A 22,056-nucleotide genomic window follows, 5' to 3' on the forward strand; every position below is an offset into this window, starting at 1 on the left:
TTGATTCTATTTTTATCAATACTATTGAAACAAATCTTCTGCAACATTATCAATAAATATCTCGCCAGATTCTTGTGCTTCAGTGGCATATTCTTTAGGTTCAGTACCCTCAACGAAGTACTCGAAAGCCGTGGTATGGTCGGTTTTGCGAGTGAGTTTACCGGTTTCTAAATCAATACGAACAGACACAATACCCTTCGGTGGCTCAGTTGAATGTTCAGGAGTGCCCTTTAAGGCTTTATTCATAAAGTCATTCCACCCAGGCCCTGCTGTTTTAGCGCCAGCTTCTGCCCCTGATATTTGATCGGGTGCACCATTAGCCATCCAGCTTGCTCGGCCAAGTTGACGACCATGATCATCAAAACCAACCCAGAAGGTAGAGGTTAATGTTGGATTAAAACCACTAAACCAAGTATCGCGCGATTCATTGGTTGTCCCTGTTTTACCTGCAATGTCATGGCGCTTAATCAATTTTGAGGCGCGCCAGGCCGTACCATTCCAGCCCGTACCTTTACTCCAATCACCACCGCCCCAAATTACGCTTTTCAATGATTCAGTAATTAAGAATGCCGTTTGCTCAGTGATGATTTGATTCGCATAACGACCATTTTCACGATTACAGACCAATTCAGTATCGCTATTTTCAGCGGTCAATTCATTGTTCGTAGATGAAATATCTGCAAAGGTATCGTTGTGAGTATTGTCATCGGCTTGCTGGTTAAACGAATCGTCAGCGGCAACAGTGGCAGGCGAACAAGCTAAAGTGGGCGAGGCTTGTTCAATGATATTGTCATAAGCATCCGTGACGTGGTCAATGAAATAAGGCTCAACTAAATAACCGCCGTTAGCAAAAACGTTAAACGCAGTAGCAACTTGCAAAGGTGTGACTGAAGGTGAGCCCAAGGCTAATGATTCGTTACGGGGTAAATCTTTTGCATCAAAGCCGAATTTTACCAGTTCATCGATAGTGTTTTGCAAACCAGCATGACGCATTGCTCGTACAGACATGACGTTGATCGATTGTGCTAAACCCACACGTAAACGAGTGGGGCCGCCGTAGATATCTGGTGAATTTTTAGGTCGCCAAGCAGTACCTTGTCGAGTATCAGGTTTATTAATCGGAGCATTATTGATCAAGGTGGCCAATGTCCAATCTTGTTCTAATGTCGTAGCGTAAATAAACGGTTTGATGTTTGAACCCAATTGACGTTTTGCCTGTGTCACTCGGTTAAATTGGCTTTGGCTGAAACTAAATCCCCCGACCAGAGTACGGATGGCACCATCAAATGGGTCAAGGCTAACGGTGGCACTGGACACTTCAGGGATCTGTGATAATTGCCAGAACTCACCGTTATTTCGGACGTAAACTTGTTGCCCAACTTGTAAAATATCGCTCGCGAGTTTAGGGGGTAAACTTTGGCGTTTATCACTGATAAACTTACGAGCCCACTTTAATCCTGCCCAATCAATGGTGATCTCTTGGCCATTGGCCAGTAAGACGTTAGCTTGTTTTTCAGCGATATCCATTACCGCAGCAGGCAAAATACCTTGCATAGGTTCAGTTTTTTTCAATTGCTCAATAATTTCGTCACGGACTAAAGGCGTTTCCGTCCAAAGTTGAGAAATCGGGCCGCGATAACCATGGCGTTGATCATAAGCAAAAACGTTATCACGTAATGCTTCTTGAGCCATTAATTGTAATTCAGACGAAATGGTTGTGTAGACGTTATATCCATTTGTATAAGCCGCTTCTTCACCATACTTCTGAATCATATAGTCACGCGCCATTTCAGAAATATATGGCGCATATAAATCAATTTCTGCGCCGTGGTATTTTGCCGAAATAGGCGTATCAATCGCTTCTTGATACTGGGCTTGAGTAATGTTGTTTTTTTCCAACATACGACTTAACACCCAATTTCGACGTGCCATAGCTCTTGCTGGATTACGTATAGGGTTGGCAGCAGAAGGTGCTTGAGGTAAGCCCGCAATCATCGCTATTTCAGGTAATGTTAGCTCATGTAAATTTTTGCCATAGTAAACCTGTGCAGCAGCCCCGACACCATAAGCCCGGTTACCTAAAAATGATCGATTTAAATACAGTGTGAGAATTTCTTCTTTGTTTAGGGTTTTTTCAATTTTTAAAGCTAAAAAGATTTCTTTGATTTTTCGAATATAGGTTTTTTCATTCGATAAAAAGAATCCTCGGGCAACCTGCTGGGTAATAGTACTTGCGCCTTGGCTTTTTTTACCCGTCGTAACTAAAATTGTTGCAGCACGAATAATACCGATCGGATCGATACCTTTATGTTCAAAAAAACGCGCATCTTCGGTATCAAGTACCGCGTTAATCAGTTGTTGAGGAACCTCATTGTATTCAACAGGGACGCGACGTTTTTCGCCAAATTGTGAAATAAGTTTGCCATCGCTACTGTATATGCGTAGCGGTGTTTGTAATTGAACCGTCTTTAAGGAGTTAACGTCAGGCAGGTCTGGTAATACATAAAAATAAGCAGCAGCAATTGCGCCTACACCGAGTAAAGCTAAACTAAAGAAGGCAATTAGTAATCTTTTAAACCACTTCACACATGTATTCCAACATCTTAAATAGGACAGATAGTATATAAGCCATGAGCATTTTGGTGAAGTAAAAACATGTAAAGTAAAAATAGTATTTGTAAAATATAGAAACATTTTATACAAATAAGTGTAACGAGATGATTTTGTGCTACTATCTTTTTAAAACAATAATAGAATTTGTGATGACGGAATATGCTTTCTAAATTATGGAAGCGTCAAGCTCCGCAAATGGTGGGTGTCGATATTGGTTCCCATGAAGTCAAAGCCATATTGCTCAGTAAGACTGCTGATGGATATAAAATTCAAAATTACGCGACGGTGCCAATTAAAAAGGGCGCAGTTGCTGATCATGATATTCGAGATTCTGAAGCTGTATTAGAATCTTTGAGACAACTGAAGCGTTCTTTGCCTAAAGGGGTGAAGTTTGCCGCTGTTGCTGTTTCTGGTTCTGCGGTGATGACTAAAGTGATTTACATGGACGCTTCATTAAATGAAGAAGAAATGGAAGCTCAAATCGAAATCGAAGCCGACAACCTTATTCCTTATTCTCTGGATGAAGTCAGTATCGATTTTGAGACCTTAAGCCCAAACATCACTGACCCGTCGAAAGTCGATGTTTTGCTAAGTGCTTGCCGTACTGAGAATATTGATGCTCGTGTTGATGCACTAGATGCAGTTGAGCTTGATGTTAAAGTGGTTGATGTTGAGGGGTATGCGTTAGGGCGCTCTGCTGAGCTTATTTATGCCCAATTACCCGATGGCGCCAAAGATAAAATTATAGCCATGGTAGACATTGGTGCCAATATCACCACGTTTGCAGTTGTTGAAAAAGGTGAAACAACCTTTATTCGAGAGCAGGCATTTGGTGGTGAGTTATTCACACAATCTATTTTATCTTTCTACGGTATGCCATATGCAGAAGCTGAATTAGCTAAAGTAACAAGTAACCTACCTAGAAATTATATGTTTGAAGTGTTGTCTCCATTCCAAACACAACTGTTGCAGCAAATTAAACGTACCTTACAAATCTATTGTACCGCCAGCGGCCGTGAAAAAGTCGATTATGTGGTGTTGTGTGGTGGTACAGGTAAGTTAGAAGGCATGACAACGGTATTAACCAATGAGCTTGGTGTTCATGCAATCGTTGCCGACCCGTTTCAAGGTTGCTTGCATGCCGATGAAGCAATTAAATCCCAATTACAGCCATCAATTAACAAGTTCATGGTAGCAAGTGGCTTGGCGCTGAGGAGTTACGCTCAATGGCGAACATAAACTTACTTCCGTGGCGTGAAGAAGCACGGGAAAAACAAAAACGTGATTTTATTGGTATTCTTGCCCTAGTATTTTTGGTCACGTCTTTACTGGTATATTTGTTTATTAGTTATCTTGAATTAGTGACCGATGATCAGCGTCAACGTAACAGTTATTTACAGTCAGAAATTAGTTTATTAGACACTCAGATCGCCGAAATCAAGAAAATTACCGAGCGTAAAAAAGATATTGAGCGTCGAACTGAAATTATTTTAGGTCTTCAGCAATCACGTAATTTGCCGACACATGTATTAGATGAGTTGGTGAGAATTGTGCCACCAGGGATCTATCTATCTAGTATTGAGAAAAAAGGCAGTATTCTTTGGATTGAAGGACGCAGCGAATCAAATAACAACGTTGCAAATATGATGAGGAAAGTTAAAACCTCAAGTTATTTAACTGATCCAAGTATGCAATCCATTATTTCTCAAAATGAAGATTTACGTCAGCTACAGCGCTTTAAATTAAGAGTATCGATTACTGACGAATTTGGTAATAAAGCCCTTGATATGCAACAAGGAGCGAAAAAATGAATCTTGATTTAGACCAATTTAATGATATTGATTTTGAGAATATTGGCGGCTGGCCTAAATTAGTCAAGCTAGTGTTTGCTGGATTCTTATCTTTATGTGTTATCGGTGCCAGTTATTATTTATTTATTGCTGATACGATTGCCGTTATGGAATCTGAGCAGAAAAAAGAAATTGAATTAAAAGCCGATTTTGAAACTAAATATCAATTAGCTGCTAATCTAAAGTTATACCGTGAACAATTAGTCATTATGGAAGCACAATTTGCTGAATTATTGAAAATGCTTCCATCAGAAAATGAGATGCCTGGTTTATTGGACGATATTACTTTTGTAGCCACAGATTCAGGTTTAAGAATAAACAGTTTAGATTGGGAAGATGAAATTGAGCGTGACTTTTATATTGAATTTCCAATTCGGTTAAATGTTGAGGGTGATTATCATCAAATTGGTAATATGGTGAGTGGAGTCGCAAAACTTCCTCGTATTGTTAGTTTGCATGATTTTAGTATCACACATAAAGAAGACGGTGGTTTGTCGATGGCGATTCTCGCTAAGACATATCGCTTTAAAGAAGGTGCTGAGTTACCTAAAGATGCTAAGGGGAAGAAATAAATGAAATTCTTACCCGCACTGATTGGTGTTAGTGTCAGCTTAATGCTAACTGGCTGTATTGGCGACAGAAGTGATTTAGAGCTGTTTGTGACAACGACTAAAGCACAACATGTTGCGCGCATACCGCCGCTAAAAGAAACACCAAAATTTGAGCACTTTATTTACCAAGCTGAATTGATGCGCAGTCCGTTTATTCCGCCATCAAGAGAATTAACCGAAGAAGTTATCGATACGTCAAAAGACTGTTTGCAGCCTGATTTAAAAAGGCGTAAAAGCCGTTTAGAGACTTATGCGTTAGATAACCTTAGGATGCGTGGAACGTTAAGTGAAGACGATGAAATTTGGGCTTTAATTGAATCAGCAGATACCAATGTTTATCGTATGGGTGTAGGTGAGTATTTAGGGCTTTATCATGGTCGCATTTCAAATGTAACGCCCCAATACATCGAAATTATAGAATTAATCCCTGATGGTTCAGGTTGTTGGGCAGAACGCCCAAGCAACTTAGAATTATCAGGCAAGTAACCGTGCGAAGGATGAGGGAATAATGAAATCTTCTGCCGCGATGAGAAAATCAATGACGAATTCATCAACAGTTAAAACCCTGTTAGGGGTGGTATTATTAATGTGCGCAATTCCAAGCGCAGTTGCTGCTAATCGTCTATTAGATGTGAAATATCACTCTGTTGTCGATCATCAATTAGAATTAGAGCTTGTGTTTGAATCCGCTGTAACGTCTCCTACTGTAGACTTATCAGCCAACCCTGCTGAAATTATTTTAAATTTTGATGAAACAACATCTAACTTACCAAAGGACGAACTGCCAATTGATAGCGTTGGTGTTAAATCCTTAACGACTCAGCAGCAAGCTAACGGATTAACTATCGTCGTCGCTTTAAAAGACGTGAAACCTTATCAAGGTAAAATTGAAGGTAATACCTATCGTTTAACGATAAACGATGCGGTTTCAGGCCCATCAAGTGCCGATAATCCATTTGTAAATACGGTTAATAGCATCGATTTTCGTCGGAATGCGAAAGGTGGCGGAGAGATATTATTTAATTTAAGTAATCGCTCAGTCGCTGCTAATGTTGAACAAGTTGGCGCCAAATTAGAAATCAAACTTTACAATACCAATATTGGCAGTGATTTATTGTATGTCATGGATGTAGAGGACTTTGCTACACCTGTCAGTAGTTTCGAAACATTTAAAGAAGATTTAACCTCACGAATTTTAGTCGATGTGAATGGTAATTACGAATACAACTACAAGCAAGACGGTAATGTATTTAAAGTTAACATTGATAAAATTGAACGATTAGCGGTTGCTAAAGAAGACAAAAAATACAACGGTCGTTCACTATCGTTAAACTTTCAAAGCATTTCAGTTCGAACGGTATTACAGATTATTGCCGATTATAATAACTTTAACTTAGTCACTAGCGACACGGTTGAAGGTGATATTACGCTACGTTTAGATGACGTACCTTGGGACCAAGCTTTAGATTTAATTCTACAAACTAAAGGCCTTGATAAGCGCATTGAAGGTAATATTTTAATGGTTGCCCCTAGTGAAGAGTTGGCAATTCGTGAAAGTAATGATCTTAAAAACAAACAAGAAGTAAAAGAGTTAGCGCCTTTATATTCTGAGTTTTTACAAATTAATTATGCTAAGGCATTAGACATAGCAGAATTGTTGAAAGGAACTGATTCAAGTTTACTATCAAGTCGTGGTAGCGTTGCTGTTGACGCACGTACTAACACATTACTGGTGAAAGACACTGCAGAAATATTAGAAAGCATTCATCGACTCATCGAAGTGTTAGATATTCCAATCAAGCAGGTATTAATCGAATCGCGTATGGTGACCGTAAAAGACGATGTATCTGAAGATTTAGGTATTCGCTGGGGCATTACCGATCAGCAAGGCACTAAAGGTACTTCAGGCTCGCTTGAAGGTGCTGGCAGCATTGCTGGCGGTATTATTCCTGGGTTAGATGATCGCTTAAACGTTAATTTACCCGCAGCGGTTTCTAATCCAACTAGCATTGCTTTCCATGTTGCAAAATTAGCTGATGGTACCGTGCTGGATTTAGAATTAAGTGCACTTGAACAAGAAAACAAAGGCGAAATTATCGCAAGCCCACGTATCACTACGTCAAATCAAAAAGCAGCATACATTGAGCAAGGTGTTGAAATTCCTTATGTGGAATCTGCGTCAAGTGGTGCAACATCAGTGAGCTTTAAAAAAGCGGTTTTATCTCTTCGAGTCACACCGCAAATAACGCCTGACAATCGCGTGATTCTCGATTTAGAAATCACCCAAGATTCTCAAGGTAAAACAGTTCAAACCCCAACTGGTGAAGCTGTATCTATTGATACTCAACGTATCGGTACTCAAGTATTAGTTGATAATGGCGAAACCATTGTTTTGGGTGGTATCTATCAACAAAACTTAATCAGCAGAGTGAGTAAAGTACCTGTTTTGGGTGATATTCCTCTGGTTGGTTTCTTATTTAGAAACACAACAGACCGAAATGAGCGTCAAGAACTACTGATTTTCGTGACACCAAAGATTATTTCTGAAAAGTTATAATCAATAATCAAATGATAAAGGCCAGCTAAATCAAGCTGGCTTTTGTTTTTGGCGTAAGCTATAACACTTTTATTTAATAAAATTGTTATAAATTGCCAGCATCGCTTGCCAGCAATGGCCCTAAACTGAGATAATCCTCCGTCAAGTCTCAATAGAGCAAGGTAATATTTTAAGCGGTCGGCTGTCTCTTTAGTCGATCAGGCATTCTTTTATATAAGATTCAGACGTATACGAAATGGCTGAAAAACGTAATATTTTTCTAGTAGGCCCTATGGGCGCAGGTAAAAGCACAATTGGCCGTCATTTGGCTCAAATGCTGCATTTAGAATTCCACGATTCTGATCACGAGATCGAGCAAAGAACAGGCGCTGATATCGCTTGGGTGTTCGATGTTGAAGGTGAAGAAGGTTTCCGTCGTCGTGAAGCACAAGTCATTGCTGATCTTTCAGAAAGGCAAGGTATTGTACTCGCAACAGGCGGTGGTTCGGTTCAGAGCAAAGATATTCGCAACTATCTTTCTGCTCGCGGTATCGTGGTGTATTTAGAGACGACTATCGACAAGCAAGTTGCTCGTACGCAACGTGATAAACGTCGTCCATTACTGCAAGTTGATGACCCACGCGAAGTTCTTGAGAACTTAGCAGAATCGCGTAATCCTTTGTACGAAGAGATTGCCGATGTCATCGTTAAAACAGACGAACAAAGTGCGAAAATTGTCGCAAATCAAATAATTGAGCAACTCGGTTTTTAGGTAAAACAATGCAACAAATTCAGGTTGATTTAGGTGATAGAAGTTACCCCATTTATATAGGCCAGAATTTGATGCATGAAAGCGAAATATTTAATCGCTACCTTGCAAACAAGAACGTACTCATCGTTAGCAATGACACTATTGCCCCTTTGTACTTAGCGACATTGGAAAAGGCAATGGTGTCTTGTGCGTCAATTAAAAAAGTTATTCTTCCTGATGGTGAAAAATATAAAACTCTAGAGTATTTAGATGTCATTTTTTCAGCATTATTGGAACATAATTTTGCCAGAGATTCAGTGTTGGTCGCGCTGGGTGGGGGTGTTATCGGTGATATGACCGGTTTCGCTGCTGCATGTTACCAGCGTGGAGTGGATTTTGTGCAAGTACCAACTACATTACTATCTCAAGTAGATTCATCTGTAGGCGGTAAAACGGCAGTAAACCACCCATTGGGTAAAAACATGATTGGGGCATTTTATCAGCCGCAAAGTGTTATTATCGATACCGAATGCCTAAAAACATTACCTGCAAATGAATTTTCAGCAGGTATGGCCGAAGTGATCAAGTATGGCATTATTTGGGACAGTGAGTTTTTTGTTTGGTTAGAGCAAAATGTTGAAGCGTTAAAAGCTCTTGATACACGAGCATTAAGCTACACAATTGCTAAATGTTGCCAAATTAAAGCTGATGTCGTCAATCAAGATGAAACAGAACGAGGAGTGCGTGCGCTACTCAATCTAGGTCATACATTTGGTCATGCAATTGAAGCTGAAATGGGCTATGGTGCATGGTTACATGGTGATGCGGTTGCTGCAGGCACAATTCTTGCTGCAGAAACAGCACATAAGTTAAATTTGATCGATGAGTCAATTGTTTGTCGAATTAGAGACTTGTTTGTAGCTTTTGATTTACCTATTGAAGCTCCTAGCTCAATGGATTTTGATAGCTTTATTAAGCATATGCGGCGCGACAAAAAAGTATTGGCAGGTAAGATTAGATTGATTTTACCTACCGGTTTAGGTCAGGCAGACGTGTTCAGTGATGTCAGTGAAGATCTACTTGAACAGGTGATCAGCCGCGCATAAAGGACGTGTGGTGGATCTTTGACTTCAGCATTATTACTACTTCCAACTCAAGAAGCACTTGTACAGCGTTTACAGCATACGGCCAGTTACAGTGGTCAACTGTTACTGCTATCTGGTCTAAAGGGATCAGGCAAGTCTACCCTGAGTTTGGCTCTAGCAAGCGAGTTAGATGAGCACAATTCTGCTTTAGTTCTGTGCCCGTTGCATGCTGACCCTGCCGAAATTCGCCGAAAAATCTTAGTTCAATTAATTTCATCGCCTATATTTGATGATGAAATGCCCCTTATGGATACCGTTATGCGTATCCAATCAACTCTTACTAAGCCGCTACATATCATTATTGATGATGCACATTTATTGCCTAAATCACTGTGGGCTGAATGCATTTTATTATCTCAGATGCGCTGTGCAGGTGCTAATATTGCAGTGACAATGGCAATAGATTCAGAATATTTAACAAAAGTAATGGCAGAGCTGTCTGAAGAAATGCAGCAAATGCTATTGCCAATCAGCATTGAACCTTTGCCAATCGCAGAACGAGACGGTTTATATCAAAGCTTACTGCTGCGAAGTGGCTGTACCCCCTTTATTGCACGAAGCATTATTCATCAACAACTTGAAAAGCAATCTGGTACACCTGAAGAGGTGGTTGAGCTATTAAATCTTGCTATTGCTGAACCTAAAGATGCACCAACCAAGGGTGCCAAGATGCTCAAATTCGCTATTGCTATGATTAGCTTATTGATAGTTGGTGGCACAGTTTATGGTGTGCTTAACAGTTCTGTATTTAAAGCGAATAATGAACCGCGATTTAGTCAGCAACTCACTGCTACGCAACAACAGCAAAAAGATCAGGCTAACGTATTTTTAGCTCAATACGGTAAATTATTAGTGGCGCCTATGCTTACAGCACATAAGCGTTTTTTAGTGTTAGAAGAGGCTATTTATTCGGGGGAATTACCCATTCCGAAGCAACAAGCACCGGCTTTGATAAACACAATTAATGTTAATCAAGCCCAATCAGCAGATGAGAATGACGCAGAGTCTACCGACATTCAATCCAGTAACACTACCGCGATAGCATCTCAATCAGCGTCACTTGTCAAAAGCACTGAACCAATCAGTGCCCCCGCTGATGTGACGTCAAAAGTGACACAAGTCGTTAAGCCTCAAGGCTATACTTTACAATTGGCAAGTGTGGTCGATAAGCAATCATTGGTTTCAATTACCAACAAATTGGTTCATGAAAAAGATGTCTATATTGCACGTTATAAAAATCGTTATGTCATTTTGTTTGGCCAGTTTGCTTCAACCACACAAGCGCAAAATCAGGCAAATAGACTTCAAGCAGAATTGGGCTTGAGTGAGCCTTGGCTAAGAAAATGGAGCGATTTGAGTGAATACATCATTGAGCAGGAAAATCGATGATAAACATGATTAAACAGAGTACAATCATCAGCTTTAATTTTGGCAGCAAGTAGCTCACTTTATGACAAAAAAACATAGAGCCTTTCTCAAATGGGCGGGTGGAAAGTTTAAACTCGTTGAAGAATTGTCTAAACATTTACCTAAGGGACAGCGCCTCGTTGAACCTTTTGTTGGTGCTGGCTCGGTTTTTTTGAATACAGATTATGACGAATACTTGTTGTGCGATATTAATCAGGATTTAATTAACCTCTATCAAATTGTGCAGCAGCAACCGGAAGCTTATATTACGGCAGCAAAAGCCATGTTTGTTGCAGATATGAATAATAAGGAAGCGTATTACCGCATAAGAGCAGATTTTAATCTAAGCCGAGATCCTTTTACACGCTCAGTGTATTTCTTATATTTAAATCGTTTTGGTTTTAATGGCTTATGCCGCTATAACCGTAAAGGTGGCTTTAATGTCCCTTTTGGTTCATACAAAAAACCTTATTTTCCTGAAGCTGAAATACGATATTTTTCAGAAAAAGCTCAAAAGGCAACATTCAAATGCATCGGGTATGAGGGAGCCTTCGGTTTAGCCAATGACGGTGATGTGATTTATTGCGATCCACCTTATGCCCCATTGTCGACAACCGCAAGCTTTACCACTTATGCCGGACCTGGTTTTAGCCTTGATGACCAAGCATTATTAGCGCGTCATTCACGTCATACTGCCCATAAGCGCAATATTCCAGTATTGATCAGTAATCATGACATTCCACTGACTCGAGAGTTATATCGAGGGGCGAAATTAGCTACGATAGCCGTTCAGCGAAATATCAGCCAAAAAGGATCATCGCGAAATAAAGTGGATGAAATTATGGCACTATACGATCACCATTATTTTGATGATGAAGTTTATTAGCGCAAGGGGCTAACTCAAAACTTGATTAACGATGGCCACAAGTGTCAGCACCAGAAAAACCGTTAGCATTATGCCCATTAGAATGAAAGGAATTGGCGAAGTGGTTTTAAAATCTCTTTGGCGATTTTTATCTGTTTGCACGCCGAAAAATGCCGCTATAGTGCTACTAAATACCTGCCACAAAGACAATTTTAAATTTGCTCAGGTTTTTTAGAGGTAGGTATATCAGTAATAGGCTTATCTTTATGTCCGTATAGCAGTTCAATTAAATCAATAAAGTGAAATTGACTTGAGCGGCTGTTACCTGTAATCCAATTTTTCCAACTGACATCATGCCCTTGAACAGCACAGCGATTATTGGGATGGCTGCTAGGTAAGCTGCTATTGTAATTGACATTTGCTTCGCAGGCACAGGCTTGAGTTGACGCCGTTTCGCCAGTCGTTGAAAACGACAAGCTGATGAACACTACCAAAGATGATGTTGTCACCGTAGCCACAATTGCTTGTAATGGCTTAGTGTTAAAGTATGACAATAAACGATTTGGACGCAGTTCCATGTTGGGGATCCTTTCCATTAATAACGTCAGTATCACAGTGAATACTATTCGCTTTATCTTCATCAACGTTTGATATAACAATATGTTAGTCATTAAAACACAAATAAAATTGCTTAATATCTGACTAAACACGGCGTAAAATTTTGTCGATTATATCAAACTAGTACAGTTTATGAACACCTATTAGTTATTTATTTTCAAAATCAAACTTCTGGCATACCCCTGGGTATTTTTTCATGGTTTGACTAGAGCCAAGCTGTTCCAAAGGGTAAACTACAGCCACACCCATTTTGCTGCGAGACCATGATGCAACCTTATTTAATTGCTCCATCAATCTTATCTGCTGATTTTGCCCGTTTAGGGGACGACGTTAAAGCTGTACTCGATGCCGGTGCAGATGTTGTTCATTTTGATGTAATGGACAATCATTACGTGCCTAACCTGACTATTGGCCCAATGGTTTGTACGGCACTGCGTAATTATGGGATCACTGCAGATATTGATGTGCATTTGATGGTAAAACCGGTAGATAGAATTATTCCTGATTTCGCTAAGGCGGGAGCATCAATTATTACTTTTCACCCAGAAGCTTCTGAGCATGTTGACCGCACATTGCAATTAATTAAAGAGTCGGGTTGTAAAGCTGGCTTGGTATTTAATCCAGCCACACCTCTGCATTATTTAGATCACGTAATGGATAAACTGGATGTCATTTTATTGATGTCGGTGAACCCAGGATTTGGTGGTCAGTCATTTATTCCTTCAACCTTAGATAAATTGCGTCAGGTACGTGAACGCATCGACGCCAGTGGTTATGATATTCGTCTTGAAGTAGACGGTGGTGTAAAGGTTGATAATATTGCTGAAATTGCCGCAGCAGGGGCTGACATGTTTGTGGCGGGTTCAGCTATTTTTAGTCAACCTGATTATAAAACTGTGATCGACGAAATGCGCAGTGAGTTAGCAAAAATATAATCAATACGCCAACTTCATTAGCAATAGAAAGTAGCCAAACCATGACTAATTTTGACAAAATACGTGCCATAGCCTTTGATTTAGATGGCACTTTAGTTGACAGCGTGCCGGATTTGGCTGCCGCAACCAATGCAACATTACTTGAGTTAGATTTGCCGCAAGCAAGTGAAGAGCAGGTAAGAGGCTGGGTGGGTAATGGCGCTAAAATGCTGATGAGACGAGCACTTAGCTTTGCACTAGCAAATGAGGTTGATGAAACGCTATTAATAGATACTATGCCTAAGTTTATGCACCACTATGGTTTGTATTTAGAAAAACATAGCTGTTTATATCCTAATGTCTTATCGACCTTAACGGCTTTAAAGCAGGCTGGTTACCGTTTAGCTGTGGTTACCAATAAACCTTATCGTTTTACCATACCGTTATTAGAGGCTTTTGGCTTATCGGATTTATTTGATCATGTTCTCGGCGGTGATTCATTAGCCAAAATGAAGCCAGATCCTTTACCGTTAAATCATCTATTACAGCAATGGCAAATAGAGCCACAACAGTTATTGATGATAGGTGACTCTAAGAATGATATCTTAGCGGCTAAATCTGCCAATGTGACGGTTATCGGCTTAACCTATGGTTATAACTACGGTGAGCATATTAGTTTAAGTGAACCGAATGAAGTGTGTGACAACTTTGACCAAATCGGTCAGTTTTTACTTTCTAAATAATTTTAAAATACAGTAATTGGAGCAACAAAACCCATGACTAAACCCATTGTTTTCAGCGGAGCACAGCCATCAGGCGAATTAACCATAGGTAATTATATGGGCGCGCTACGCCAGTGGGTGGCAATGCAAGACACGCATGATTGTATTTATTGTGTGGTAGATTTACATGCAATTACTGTTCGCCAAGACCCAGCAAAACTGCGTGAAGCGTGTCTTGATACCCTAGCGCTGTATTTAGCATGTGGTGTTGACCCAGATAAAAGCACGGTGTTTGTGCAATCACATGTACCACAGCACACCCAATTAAGCTGGGCGTTAAATTGTTATACCCAAATGGGTGAGCTGAATCGTATGACTCAGTTTAAAGATAAATCACAAAAGCACGCTAATAATATTAACGTTGGACTATTTGGTTATCCCGTCTTAATGGCAGCTGATATTTTGTTATATCAAGCGCAATCCGTGCCTGTTGGTCAAGACCAAATGCAGCATCTTGAGCTGACCCGTGACATCGCAACACGTTTTAATAATGCCTATGGTGACACATTTACAGTGCCCCAAGCATTTATTCCAGAACACGGTGCTAAAGTCATGTCGTTGCAGGACCCTTTGAAGAAAATGTCAAAGTCAGACGACAACCGCAATAACGTCATTGGTTTGTTAGAAGAGCCTAAAGCTATTCTAAAGAAAGTGAAAAAAGCCATGACTGACAGCGACGAGCCACCAGTGGTTCGTTTCGATTTTGATAACAAACCGGGCGTGTCTAATTTATTAAGCTTAATGTCTGGTGCGACGGGTAAATCTATTGCTAGTTTAGAAGCGGAATTTGAAGGCAAAATGTATGGCCATTTGAAAGTGGCTACTGGCGAAGCGGTTGTGGCTATGCTTGAGCCATTACAGGAGCGTTTTAAGCAGTATCGTGCTGATGAGGCTTATCTTGAACAAGTGATGAAGCAAGGGGCTGACAAAGCCAAAGCTCGTGCCCAAGAAACCATTGATTTAGTGTATAAAAAGATTGGTATGATCGTTTAATACCCAATGGCTTTCAGCTTAAAAACCAGTATCACTAGATACTGGTTTTTTTATCCTCGTTGGTTTGCTGCAGCAGCCATCGAATAAATGCGGCAATACCTGGTTGTTTTTTCTTTCGGTGTTTACACAAGAAATTAAACCTAAAATCGGTAAATACTGGAGGTAAATCAAGCGCCACCAAACGGCCTGATTTAATATCAGACTCGACCATAAAGTCAGATGCCAGTGCAATGCCTTGTCCGGCGTTAGCCGCTTCAATCGCCAGTAATACGTGACTAAAAACATGCCTTTGCTGAGCTCGATTAAAATGCCATTGATTGTGCTGTCCCCAAAAATCCCAATCAAGACCCAAGCTAGGTTCATCCACTGCTAGCAATGATTGCTTTTCAAACCAATCGGCGTTGAACATCTCCTGTTGTTGAAATAATTCAGGGCTACAAACAGGGATCAACCGTTCGTTATGAAGCGTTGTTTGCCAAAATCCAGTTTGCTCATGTCGACCGCAAATAAACATGTCAGCAACAGAATCACTTAGCATTGGCTCATCCGTGATCATATTAAGGCGAATATTGTATTGAGGATATTGGCGTTTAAAATCACCTAAGCGCGGAATAAGCCATTTAATTGCAAATGAACTGAACACGGCCAATTGTAAATGTTGATTTTGCTCTCCAGTGATCCGCAAACTTAGATCATTTAATTGATTAAAAATTTGCTCAAGTTCATCAAATAGAATGTGGCCTTTTTCAGTTAACTGGAATTGCTTTCCTGAGCGATGAAACAGTGTTTCACCAAAGTAGTTTTCAAGCTGTTTTACCTGATGCGATACCGCGCTTTGGGTGATACATAGCTCTGTTGCAGCAAGCGAAAAATTGAGGTGTCTGGCAGCAGCTTCGAATACATGTAAGCTTCTTAGTGGAGGAAGTTTTCGCATTACTGGGTAGGGCCTTATCGTTGGTTGTAAGCGTTTATTAGCCACTGAATAGGTTAGTGAGCACAGTGGATAGCTAATTTGCAACAGTGCCAAGGAGGACTGAATTGCGTATTTTAATCTATTCAATATCAACTATTAATTTATCTCATACATGAGTAAAAAACATCATTATTATTCATGTTCGGTGATCGCTATGATGGCGCCTTATTAAATCGTAGTGAGCAAAAACATGCAGCCATCAGTCTTGTTGGGTATAGGATTATTGATTATCGGTAATGTTTTTAGTGCCCTTTATGATGTGTCAGTTAAATGGTTACCATCGAATGCTGATGCCGCCAGTTTTTTACTGATCAGGCAAGTATTGTCAGTGTTGATGATGTTACCGCTATGGTTATATAGCGGTCGCTCACAAACAAGCCATTATAAAATGCATTTTTTTCGCGCCAATATCGGTGCCATTGGTGGCTTGTGTTTTATTATCGGTTTGATGTCTTTGCCTCTCGCCACCGCGGGTGCTTTGTTTTTCTCAGGCCCTATTATGATTATGGTACTGGGGGCGTTATTACTTAAAGAAAAAGTGACTTCATTGCAGTGGATAGCGGTCTTTTTAGGGTTTATAGGTATTGTCATTCTTTTAAGACCAACGCAAATAAATTGGTTTGCTGTCATAGTGTTAGTCAGTGCGCTAACTTTTGCAGTCAGCCAACTGACACTCAAAAAACTGCCATCGACTGAAAACCCTGCACTCACCCTGATGTTGAATAATTTATTCAGTTTACCGCTTGTGTGTTTGATGGTGGTTTTTTTTGGTGAGCTGACAATATCTGTCGACATCATTTTGGTGGCTTTAATGAGTAATATCTTTTTGCTGATATACCAGTGGTTTTGCTTTTGTGCTTATCGAAAGACACAAGCTAGTGATATTGCAATTGCCGAATATACCGGACTACTATTTTGTGTGTTCTTTGGCTGGTTGTGGTTTGACGAATGGCTTGATGGATTAAGCTGGTTAGGTGCGGGATTGATTATTTTACCTTCGTTAGTGCTGCCTTATATCACACACCAGTGGCGCAAGTTGCAAGGCCATAAATTGGCATTAGCTAAAAAATCACACCCAATAATTAGCGGGTAATAGAAAAGAAAAAGCCTCTAAAAATAGAGGCTTTAATATTGTTATTCGCTGTTGAGGTGATGATTAATCTTCTTCTTTAGGCTCAACATATTCGAAGACTTTAATGACCTTACGAACACCTGCAGTGTTGCGGGCGATGTCCACAGCCAGTTCGGCTTGATTGCGTTCGATTAATCCAAGTAAAAAGACTTCACCATTCTCAGTAATTACTTTTACTCGCGTGATGTCTAAATCTTTTTCATTTAGCATCCGCCCTTTTACTTTGGTCGTGACCCAAGTGTCATTGCTGCGGGTGGTAAATGAGGTTGGATTACCAATACGTATCTGATTGTGGATCTTGCCACCAATGTTTAACTCTTGCACCGCTTTGATGGCTTTATCGCGCAACATAGAGTTAGGTGCTTGGCCAATCATGAGTACATTACTATTCATGACCACACCGGTGATGTTGGTTTGATTGTTAATGTCTTCATGCTTTGACAGTGCACTGGAGATTTCAAAGTCGGCGTTAGTATCGCTTATTTGAGTAGACATACTACGCTCATCATTGGCCATTTTGGCACCACCTACGGCGCCAATCATTACCGCCCCTGCACAACCTTGAAGTAAAACAAGTGCAGACATGATGGCTACAAGCTTTATCATGCCTGCTCATCCTGTGGGAATAAGGTGCGATCAATGTTGTCGCATAAGCAATGAATGACCAGTAAGTGGACTTCTTGAATACGTGCAGTGACATTTGATGGTACGCGAATTTCAACATCCCCTGCGCTCATTAAGCCTGCCATTGCGCCGCCGTCTTTGCCGGTTAATGCCACAATAGTCATGTCACGGCTAAGCGCTGCTTCCATTGCTTTAATCACGTTACCAGAGTTACCACTGGTTGAAATGGCTAATAAAATATCGCCAGGTTGACCCAGTGCTAAAATCTGTTTTGAGAAAATTTCATCATAGCTATAGTCATTTGCAATCGCTGTGATGGTTGAGGTGTCACAGCTTAGCGCGATGGCTGGAAGTGGTGGGCGCTCGATTTCATAGCGGTTCAATAGCTCAGCAGAAAAGTGTTGTGCATCGCCGGCGCTGCCACCATTACCACACGAAAGAATTTTGTTACCGCCAAGTAGACATTGCACCATCATTTCAGCAGCTTTTTCGATTGACTCAGGTAATGCTTCAGCCGCATCAATCTTAGTTTGAATCGACTCAGTGAAACTGTCTTTAATACGTTCTAACATGCAACAATCCTTACGATATAGAATTTTTACTGACGGTACACATATAGGATGTGATCACCGTCAAGTGTGTGTCGATATAATGCCATAAATCAATGCTGTGGTAACTATTGAAGCTTAAAAACATCCCTTAATCCAAGCTATTTGTGCGTTATTATTGGCAATAACGTCAAATCGGCAGGGAGGGTTGATGCCTTGTTGCTGTAAATAGGCTTCAGCACAGCGTCGGATGCGCTGAATTTGTTTAGCGCCCAAAGCATTCATCGCACCGCCAAAGGCTTGCGACTGACGATATTTTACTTCAATGAAAACTAGCGTGTGCTGGTCTTGCATGATGAGGTCAATCTCGCCGAACTTATAACGCACATTTGCAGCGACAAAGGTGAGCCCTTGTTGCTGTAAATATTCTCGGGCCTGCTGTTCGGCAAGTTTGCCATCTATCATAATGGGGTTAATTGGCCTTGTTGGTACTTACCCCAAGTTAACTGGCGATCGATCAAACCATTTGGCTGCACTGATAATGCACCGCTGCGGCCATTGAGTTGATATCCAGGAAATGCCTGCATTTGTGCTAAACGATTAACTAATTCAAGTGCATCATAGCCCATAACATATAAACGTTTTTGGCTGTTATTCCAGGTGCCCCATAATGATTCAACCATCCGAGTTTCATTGCTGGATTGCATTAACCAAGGGATATCGCTAATCATCACTTTGTTCAGCTCTTGTGCGGATTGATTGGATTCTTTTTCTAATCGGCCACGGCTAGAGGTATAAAGCGCTACAGGTTCAGCAAAGACACTGAAATTGACATCTAAAAACGCTTTTAGTAATGATAAGTCTTGCGATGCAGAGATCATATAAATGGCATCGATATCCTGACGTGAACGAAAATCCGCTTCCAGCTTGCTGCCTAAAATTTCTTTCATGCGGGCAATTCTAGCCTGGCTGTCTTTTACGCCTAAGGCTTCTTGTACGGTTAACTTCATCTGATCGCCACGGTCGAAATAATGGATTTCAGCGTTATTCTCGGTCAAAGACAGCCATGTTTGGTTAAAGCTTTCGGCCATCCGTTTCCCAATAGCATCGTTACTGGTTAACAATAAGGGTAACTTGATACCATCGGCAAACATTTTTCTGGCGGCATCACTCGCTTCTTGAGCGGGGGATAGTGAAAAATAAAATTGATTTGGCTTAGGTTCAAACTGCTCTAATTGATTCAAATATAGTTGAGGGATCAGCTGCTCTTTGGCTTGATTGGCGCGCTGTAACTCTTCAACTTCATTTGGTAGCAAAGGCCCAATAATAAAATCAGCACCCATATCAGTAGCTTGTTGATAGGCCGGTTGTACGCCTATTTGACTGTCGATAAAGTGAATCGTCACATCATTATCAAACTCAGCCATATAACTGGCTAAAATGCCCATTTTGATCGGTTCAGCAACCGCGGCTCTTGGTCCACTTAAAGGTAATAATACTGCAATATTTTGCGGTCTAAACGGTTTAGCGTTAAGGGCTTTTTCTAAATCAGAAGGTAATTTCATCGCACCTGGGTGATGTGGATTATTTCGTTGCCATTCCCCTAAATAACGTACTAACTGAGTTGGCTCAATGGCGTAATGCTTGGCAATATAAGCCAACTGCAACCAACCTGAAAATACTGGATTAGCAGGCTCACGCATAAAGGTTTGAATAGTTTCTTCTTGAAGCGGCTGTAATACCTGCCAAATAACATCATTTACCTGAGTTGATTCAGTTTTAGGCAAGTAGTTACTCAATAAGCTGAGTTGCCTAATTTGGTCAATAGGTTGTTGCAGTGACTTATACAGACGCGCCTTGTATTGATGGTAAGTGGCCATCTGCCAACGAGGTAATTGCCAATGCGGTGGATATTGCAATTTGGTCAGCGCGGCTTGCTTATCTTGCACTTTTTCAGCAATGCGGGCATTTAAATAAATATGTTCAGCCTGAATAGTCGGCACCTTCACCATACTTTTTTGCATTGACACAAGTATGTTGCTAGCAGAGCTATAATTACCGTCATTTATGTAAGCGTGCGCAGCGAGCAAAAGGTAGCGGTCACGTTTTTCTGGTAGGCTGCTTTTGCTGGCTTCAGACAAATAAGTGCTGGCCGGTTGCTCAACCGACACTAAAGACGTGTTGACAATTGAGTCGGGATCAGTGGTTTTAGTCGCTGCACAACCAATCAATAATGTTGAAAGTGTCAGTGCCGATAGAAATTTAATTGAAATCAGTCTTTTTAACACAGGGCTTCACTCTGGTAAGATATTGGCTTTAGTTTAACCTGCTCTTACGCTGGGCGAAAGTCTTGCACAAAGAGATTATTGAGGTAGTTATGGATCAAGCCGCAGCACTGTATATTGTGCCCACACCCATTGGCAATTTAGCGGATATCAGTAGCCGTGCAATTGAAGTGTTAAATCAAGTCAGCTTAATTGCCTGTGAAGACACTCGCCACAGCGGCAAGTTGTTAAGCCACTTTGGCATTGAAACCCGTAAAACGGCACTTCATGATCATAACGAACGTGATAGAGCACAGTGGATTATTCAAAAACTGAGTAACGGTGAAGCCGTAGCCTTGATATCTGATGCAGGCACTCCGCTCATTTCAGACCCTGGCTATCATCTGGTTAAACAGGTGCGTGAAGCAGGTTTCAATGTGGTGCCATTACCGGGACCATGCGCGGCAATAACCGCATTAAGCGCTTCAGGTTTGCCATCAGATCGATTTTCGTTCGAAGGTTTTTTACCTTCAAAAGAAAAAGGCCGCATCGATAAATTGTTAGCTTTAAAAGAAGATCCAAGAACGTTAATTTTTTATGAATCACCACATCGTATCGTGCACAGCTTAGAATCTATTGTTGCGACTTTAGGTGCTGACCGTGAAATCGTCATGGCCCGTGAAGTGACCAAAACCTTTGAAACGTTTTTATCTGGCGCAGCGGCAGATGTGTTGCAACAGGTAAAAGACGACTTGAATCAACAAAAAGGTGAAATTGTGTTGATGTGCCATGGCCACAGAACCGATAGCGAGTCAGACATTCCTGCTGTTGTGGTTAATACATTGAAACTGTTATGCCAAGAGCTTCCCTTGAAAAAAGCGTCAGCATTGGCGGGCGAAATTCACGGTATTAAAAAGAATGCACTTTATAAATATGGCTTGGAAATTGGTCTATAGATTCAATTTCATCGGTTTGCGCTAAAGTCATATTTTAGATGGTTTGTTGCAGTAGCTTACGCTATAATCCGCGCCGAGTTGGCCAGACAGTTGCCGCGTACGTAAGTACGGGGAGGAAAGTCCGGGCTTCAAAGAGCGGGGTACCAGGTAACGCCTGGGCGGTGTGAACCGACGACAAGTGCAACAGAGAGAAGACCGCCAATCTTCGGATTGGTAAGGGTGAAAGGGTGCGGTAAGAGCGCACCGTGCGGCTAGCAATAGTCCGTAGCAAGGTAAACTCTACCCGAAGCAAGACCAAATAGGGTCCCGTATGGCGCTGCTCGCGTTGGGACCGGGTAGGTCGCTTGAGCCTGTGAGCGATTGCAGGCCTAGATGAATAACTGTCCACGACAGGACCCGGCTTATCGGCCAACTCAACCTCTTTATCATAAAAGGCCTCACAGTGATGTGAGGCCTTTTATGTTTCCGCCTCGA

At 41.0% G+C, this 22,056-nt stretch carries 22 protein-coding genes and 1 other RNA gene; 15 read left to right on the plus strand and 8 right to left on the minus strand.

Features of this window, described 5'->3' with window-relative positions:
• Positions 1-21: 21 nt before the first annotated feature.
• A complete protein-coding gene (locus ORI98_RS13015) occupies positions 22-2,586 on the minus strand; it encodes a penicillin-binding protein 1A (RefSeq protein ID WP_306135491.1) in 2,565 nt (854 codons plus the stop codon).
• Between the two features lie 186 nt (positions 2,587-2,772).
• Here ORI98_RS13015 and ORI98_RS13020 point away from each other — a divergent pair, with 186 nt between their 5' ends.
• From ORI98_RS13020 to ORI98_RS13060, 9 genes are all read left to right on the plus strand, one after another.
• Positions 2,773-3,852, plus strand: a complete 1,080-nt coding sequence (locus ORI98_RS13020; RefSeq protein ID WP_261297666.1) for a pilus assembly protein PilM — start codon at positions 2,773-2,775, stop codon at positions 3,850-3,852.
• Positions 3,840-4,424, plus strand: a complete 585-nt coding sequence (locus tag ORI98_RS13025) for a PilN domain-containing protein (protein ID WP_261297665.1) — start codon at positions 3,840-3,842, stop codon at positions 4,422-4,424. Before ORI98_RS13020 ends, ORI98_RS13025 begins: the two co-directional genes overlap by 13 nt.
• Positions 4,421-5,035: a type 4a pilus biogenesis protein PilO gene (locus tag ORI98_RS13030; RefSeq protein ID WP_261297664.1), complete on the plus strand. Its 615-nt coding sequence runs from the start codon at positions 4,421-4,423 to the stop codon at positions 5,033-5,035. The genes ORI98_RS13025 and ORI98_RS13030 overlap by 4 nt, the downstream gene beginning before the upstream one ends.
• The gene (locus tag ORI98_RS13035; RefSeq protein ID WP_261297663.1) at positions 5,036-5,560 is read left to right on the plus strand and encodes a pilus assembly protein PilP; all 525 of its coding nucleotides are present in this window, start codon (positions 5,036-5,038) and stop codon (positions 5,558-5,560) included.
• Positions 5,561-5,612: 52 nt separating this feature from the next.
• Positions 5,613-7,631 carry a type IV pilus secretin PilQ gene (pilQ, locus tag ORI98_RS13040; RefSeq protein WP_371931164.1) on the plus strand — a complete coding sequence of 673 codons (2,019 nt, stop codon included), beginning with the start codon at positions 5,613-5,615 and terminating at the stop codon, positions 7,629-7,631.
• A gap of 235 nt (positions 7,632-7,866) precedes the next feature.
• The gene (gene aroK / locus ORI98_RS13045; protein WP_188842299.1) at positions 7,867-8,382 is read left to right on the plus strand and encodes a shikimate kinase AroK; all 516 of its coding nucleotides are present in this window, start codon (positions 7,867-7,869) and stop codon (positions 8,380-8,382) included.
• Positions 8,383-8,390: 8 nt separating this feature from the next.
• Entirely contained in the window at positions 8,391-9,467 is a 1,077-nt protein-coding gene (aroB, locus tag ORI98_RS13050; protein ID WP_261297661.1) for a 3-dehydroquinate synthase, read from the plus strand.
• 18 nt (positions 9,468-9,485) lie between these two features.
• Complete coding sequence (locus tag ORI98_RS13055; RefSeq protein ID WP_306135492.1) at positions 9,486-10,895, plus strand: AAA family ATPase; 1,410 nt, start codon at positions 9,486-9,488, stop codon at positions 10,893-10,895.
• A 61-nt stretch (positions 10,896-10,956) separates the two neighbouring features.
• Entirely contained in the window at positions 10,957-11,799 is an 843-nt protein-coding gene (locus tag ORI98_RS13060) for a Dam family site-specific DNA-(adenine-N6)-methyltransferase (RefSeq protein WP_261297659.1), read from the plus strand.
• A gap of 9 nt (positions 11,800-11,808) precedes the next feature.
• Here the strand turns inward: ORI98_RS13060 and ORI98_RS13065 are convergent, their stop codons facing one another.
• Positions 11,809-11,988, minus strand: coding sequence for a DUF2970 domain-containing protein (locus ORI98_RS13065; RefSeq protein WP_261297658.1), 180 nt, complete (start codon positions 11,986-11,988; stop codon positions 11,809-11,811).
• Between the two features lie 2 nt (positions 11,989-11,990).
• On the minus strand, positions 11,991-12,356 hold the full coding sequence (locus tag ORI98_RS13070) for a hypothetical protein (protein WP_261297657.1): 366 nt from the start codon (positions 12,354-12,356) through the stop codon (positions 11,991-11,993).
• A gap of 306 nt (positions 12,357-12,662) precedes the next feature.
• On the opposite strand from ORI98_RS13070, the gene rpe reads away from it, so the two are divergent.
• From rpe to trpS, 3 genes are read left to right on the plus strand one after another with little or no spacing between them, the layout of a single operon-like run.
• Positions 12,663-13,331: a ribulose-phosphate 3-epimerase gene (rpe, locus tag ORI98_RS13075; RefSeq protein ID WP_306135540.1), complete on the plus strand. Its 669-nt coding sequence runs from the start codon at positions 12,663-12,665 to the stop codon at positions 13,329-13,331.
• A 41-nt stretch (positions 13,332-13,372) separates the two neighbouring features.
• On the plus strand, positions 13,373-14,053 hold the full coding sequence (locus tag ORI98_RS13080; protein ID WP_306135493.1) for a phosphoglycolate phosphatase: 681 nt from the start codon (positions 13,373-13,375) through the stop codon (positions 14,051-14,053).
• A gap of 33 nt (positions 14,054-14,086) precedes the next feature.
• Complete coding sequence (gene trpS / locus ORI98_RS13085) at positions 14,087-15,085, plus strand: tryptophan--tRNA ligase (RefSeq protein WP_261297655.1); 999 nt, start codon at positions 14,087-14,089, stop codon at positions 15,083-15,085.
• 34 nt (positions 15,086-15,119) lie between these two features.
• On the opposite strand, the gene ORI98_RS13090 is transcribed toward trpS, so the two are convergent.
• Positions 15,120-16,019, minus strand: coding sequence for a LysR substrate-binding domain-containing protein (locus ORI98_RS13090; protein ID WP_306135494.1), 900 nt, complete (start codon positions 16,017-16,019; stop codon positions 15,120-15,122).
• A gap of 229 nt (positions 16,020-16,248) precedes the next feature.
• Between ORI98_RS13090 and ORI98_RS13095 the strand changes: the two genes are divergently transcribed.
• Positions 16,249-17,151, plus strand: a complete 903-nt coding sequence (locus ORI98_RS13095; protein WP_261297653.1) for a DMT family transporter — start codon at positions 16,249-16,251, stop codon at positions 17,149-17,151.
• A 63-nt stretch (positions 17,152-17,214) separates the two neighbouring features.
• Here ORI98_RS13095 and ORI98_RS13100 read toward each other — a convergent pair whose 3' ends face one another.
• The 4 genes from ORI98_RS13100 to ORI98_RS13115 form a co-directional block, all read right to left on the minus strand.
• Complete coding sequence (locus ORI98_RS13100) at positions 17,215-17,796, minus strand: BON domain-containing protein (RefSeq protein ID WP_306135495.1); 582 nt, start codon at positions 17,794-17,796, stop codon at positions 17,215-17,217.
• Complete coding sequence (locus ORI98_RS13105; protein WP_188842316.1) at positions 17,793-18,386, minus strand: phosphoheptose isomerase; 594 nt, start codon at positions 18,384-18,386, stop codon at positions 17,793-17,795. Before ORI98_RS13105 ends, ORI98_RS13100 begins: the two co-directional genes overlap by 4 nt.
• 114 nt (positions 18,387-18,500) lie before the next feature.
• Positions 18,501-18,827, minus strand: coding sequence for a YraN family protein (locus ORI98_RS13110; protein WP_306135496.1), 327 nt, complete (start codon positions 18,825-18,827; stop codon positions 18,501-18,503).
• Positions 18,824-20,650, minus strand: a complete 1,827-nt coding sequence (locus ORI98_RS13115) for a penicillin-binding protein activator (RefSeq protein WP_306135497.1) — start codon at positions 20,648-20,650, stop codon at positions 18,824-18,826. Before ORI98_RS13115 ends, ORI98_RS13110 begins: the two co-directional genes overlap by 4 nt.
• A gap of 89 nt (positions 20,651-20,739) precedes the next feature.
• Here ORI98_RS13115 and rsmI point away from each other — a divergent pair, with 89 nt between their 5' ends.
• Both rsmI and rnpB read left to right on the plus strand, forming a co-directional pair.
• Entirely contained in the window at positions 20,740-21,582 is an 843-nt protein-coding gene (gene rsmI / locus ORI98_RS13120; RefSeq protein WP_261297649.1) for a 16S rRNA (cytidine(1402)-2'-O)-methyltransferase, read from the plus strand.
• A 74-nt stretch (positions 21,583-21,656) separates the two neighbouring features.
• Positions 21,657-22,002: RNase P RNA component class A (rnpB, locus tag ORI98_RS13125), an RNA gene on the plus strand.
• Positions 22,003-22,056: the final 54 nt, after the last annotated feature.

The organism is Shewanella sp. ULN5 (assembly GCF_030731885.1).
Taxonomy (GTDB): domain Bacteria; phylum Pseudomonadota; class Gammaproteobacteria; order Enterobacterales; family Shewanellaceae; genus Shewanella; species Shewanella holmiensis.

What these genes read in the sequence shown, in the direction of transcription:
- ORI98_RS13025 (WP_261297665.1), top strand. Translation starts at nt 3,840, where the DNA reads ATGGCGAACATAAACTTACTTCCGTGGCGTGAAGAAGCACGGGAAAAA.
- ORI98_RS13100 (WP_306135495.1), bottom strand. Translation starts at nt 17,796, where the DNA reads ATGATAAAGCTTGTAGCCATCATGTCTGCACTTGTTTTACTTCAAGGT.
- ORI98_RS13060 (WP_261297659.1), top strand. Translation starts at nt 10,957, where the DNA reads ATGACAAAAAAACATAGAGCCTTTCTCAAATGGGCGGGTGGAAAGTTT.
- ORI98_RS13110 (WP_306135496.1), bottom strand. Translation starts at nt 18,827, where the DNA reads ATGATAGATGGCAAACTTGCCGAACAGCAGGCCCGAGAATATTTACAG.
- ORI98_RS13030 (WP_261297664.1), top strand. Translation starts at nt 4,421, where the DNA reads ATGAATCTTGATTTAGACCAATTTAATGATATTGATTTTGAGAATATT.
- ORI98_RS13020 (WP_261297666.1), top strand. Translation starts at nt 2,773, where the DNA reads ATGCTTTCTAAATTATGGAAGCGTCAAGCTCCGCAAATGGTGGGTGTC.
- ORI98_RS13080 (WP_306135493.1), top strand. Translation starts at nt 13,373, where the DNA reads ATGACTAATTTTGACAAAATACGTGCCATAGCCTTTGATTTAGATGGC.
- rsmI (WP_261297649.1), top strand. Translation starts at nt 20,740, where the DNA reads ATGGATCAAGCCGCAGCACTGTATATTGTGCCCACACCCATTGGCAAT.
- aroK (WP_188842299.1), top strand. Translation starts at nt 7,867, where the DNA reads ATGGCTGAAAAACGTAATATTTTTCTAGTAGGCCCTATGGGCGCAGGT.
- rpe (WP_306135540.1), top strand. Translation starts at nt 12,663, where the DNA reads ATGCAACCTTATTTAATTGCTCCATCAATCTTATCTGCTGATTTTGCC.
- ORI98_RS13090 (WP_306135494.1), bottom strand. Translation starts at nt 16,019, where the DNA reads ATGCGAAAACTTCCTCCACTAAGAAGCTTACATGTATTCGAAGCTGCT.
- aroB (WP_261297661.1), top strand. Translation starts at nt 8,391, where the DNA reads ATGCAACAAATTCAGGTTGATTTAGGTGATAGAAGTTACCCCATTTAT.
- ORI98_RS13070 (WP_261297657.1), bottom strand. Translation starts at nt 12,356, where the DNA reads ATGGAACTGCGTCCAAATCGTTTATTGTCATACTTTAACACTAAGCCA.
- trpS (WP_261297655.1), top strand. Translation starts at nt 14,087, where the DNA reads ATGACTAAACCCATTGTTTTCAGCGGAGCACAGCCATCAGGCGAATTA.
- ORI98_RS13095 (WP_261297653.1), top strand. Translation starts at nt 16,249, where the DNA reads ATGCAGCCATCAGTCTTGTTGGGTATAGGATTATTGATTATCGGTAAT.
- pilQ (WP_371931164.1), top strand. Translation starts at nt 5,613, where the DNA reads ATGACGAATTCATCAACAGTTAAAACCCTGTTAGGGGTGGTATTATTA.
- ORI98_RS13105 (WP_188842316.1), bottom strand. Translation starts at nt 18,386, where the DNA reads ATGTTAGAACGTATTAAAGACAGTTTCACTGAGTCGATTCAAACTAAG.
- ORI98_RS13035 (WP_261297663.1), top strand. Translation starts at nt 5,036, where the DNA reads ATGAAATTCTTACCCGCACTGATTGGTGTTAGTGTCAGCTTAATGCTA.